The organism is Microbacterium sp. Bi128 (assembly GCF_918698205.1).
Genome location: NZ_CAKKMM010001025.1, coordinates 1 through 1,839, shown reverse-complemented (window position 1 = coordinate 1,839; position 1,839 = coordinate 1). Strand labels below are relative to the sequence as shown.

Below are 1,839 nucleotides of genomic sequence, written 5' to 3'. Positions count from 1 at the left end.
CCCTTTCTCTGCAGGGGTTGCCGGTATGGTTTCCCCATGGCTTGGAACTTACGATCGATCAGCGGCGCGGTCCGCGATGCCCTGCGCTTCCTGGATAAACTTGGCGGCTCCGCACCGGGAACCACCCGCGGGCCGGCGGCAAAACCCGCCCGAAAGCCTGCGGCGAAGCGGCGGCCGGGCCAGGCGCGTCCCGGCACCCCGGCCCGCTCCACAGGCGGCGCCCCGGCCGCCGGACTGACCGGAACATATCCCGGCGACTTCCGGGGGCGGGCCGCCGTCCGCTACGCCCCCGCACCCAACGGCCTGCCCGAGCCCGGCGAAATCGTCTGGACCTGGGTGCCCTACGAAGAGGACTACTCCCAGGGCAAGGACCGCCCGGTGCTGCTGGTGGGCACCAGCGGCCGGTATTTGTTGGGCCTGATGCTGACGAGCAAGGACCACGACGGCGACTCCCGCCGGTCGGATGACTACGTGGACATCGGCACGGGACCCTGGGACCGCCAGTGGCGGCCCAGCGAAGCGAAGCTGGACCGGGTTCTGCAGATCAACGCGAAGGACATCCGGCGCGAAGGAGCGATCCTGGACGCAGGCCGCTTCAACCACATCGCGGCCGCGCTGCGGCAGCGGCACGGCTGGAGCTGACCCGGCGGACACCGTGCGCGGCGGCGGATCGCCACCCGCACTCGTGCCTGTACGTTGATCTCTGCTATTATTTACAGCTGTGTGTCCGTGCAGGTCGACGGCCACAGATGGTTGGTCGCCATAGGTATCCCCACGCCGCTCAGTCAATGGCCAATCTGAAAGCCCTCTAGACCATTTTCCGCATTGAAAAAGAGAGTTCACACGTGGCTAATATCAAGTCCCAGAAGAAGCGCATCCTGACCAACGAAAAGGCTCGCCTGCGCAACAACGCAGTCAAGTCTGAGCTGAAGACGGCCATCCGCGCCGTCAACACCGCCGTTGAGTCCACCGACAAGGATGCTGCGGCTGTTGCACTGCTTTCTGCCAGCCGCAAGCTGGACAAGGCCGTCAGCAAGGGTGTTCTCCACAAGAACAACGCTGCAAACCGCAAGTCGGCCATCTCCAAGAAGGTCAACGCGCTCTAAGGTTTCCAGTTCACTTGAACTGATGATTGTGGCCGGCACCCCCTGGGGTGCCGGCCACATCCAGTTAAACCGGTTCCGCAAGGGGCCGACTCCGCACCCGTTCTCGTACTACTCCGGTACCCCGCCGGCTGCCCGCTGCCGGGTCCGCGCCAGCAGGGCCGACACGCCGCACCTGGTCCGGCCGGACTCGCAGGGCCAACACGCCGGGCCCCGGTCCGGCCGGACTCGCAGGGCCGACACGCCGGGCCCCTGGGTTCGAACGCGGGTGTCAGGAACTCCTGGCCGAGGTGGCAATCACCGTTACCGCATGTTCCACGGCATAGACAGGATCCCGGGAGAGGCCCTTGACCTGGGCGTCGGCCTCGGCGGTGACCTGGATCGAGCGGACCAGCCCCTCGGGCGTCCAGCGCCGGACTTCCCGCTGGGCCTGTTCGACGAGCCAGGGCTGCATACCCAGTTGCTTGGCGATCTGCGAGGACGACCCCTGCGCGCCGGCCACCTTGGCCAGGGAACGCAACTTCGACGCCAGGGCAGCCACGATCGGCACCGGGTCCGCGCCGGTGGCCAGGGCGTGGCGAAGTGTGGAGAGGGCCAGCGGGCCGTTGCCGGCCATCGCGGCGTCGGCGACCTTGAAACCTGTTGCCTCGACCCGGCCGCCGTAATACTTGTCCACCATGGCCGCGTCCACGCCGGTGGTGGCGTCGGCGATCAGCTGGCTGAAGGCGGCGGCGAG

3 protein-coding genes are annotated in these 1,839 nt (G+C 67.3%); 2 read left to right on the top strand and 1 reads right to left on the bottom strand.

From position 1 onward, the window contains the following. Nucleotides 1-36: 36 nt before the first annotated feature. Both LQV45_RS29335 and rpsT read left to right on the top strand, forming a co-directional pair. Nucleotides 37-642 (top strand): type II toxin-antitoxin system PemK/MazF family toxin, encoded by a 606-nt coding sequence (locus tag LQV45_RS29335; RefSeq protein WP_028276696.1) that lies wholly within the window; start codon nt 37-39, stop codon nt 640-642. A gap of 203 nt (nt 643-845) precedes the next feature. Then, entirely contained in the window at nt 846-1,106 is a 261-nt protein-coding gene (gene rpsT / locus LQV45_RS29330) for a 30S ribosomal protein S20 (protein WP_018773112.1), read from the top strand. Between the two features lie 268 nt (nt 1,107-1,374). On the opposite strand, the gene holA is transcribed toward rpsT, so the two are convergent. Beyond that, the coding region (holA, locus tag LQV45_RS29325) for a DNA polymerase III subunit delta (RefSeq protein ID WP_374208325.1) at nt 1,375-1,839 on the bottom strand (465 nt) is incomplete at its 5' end.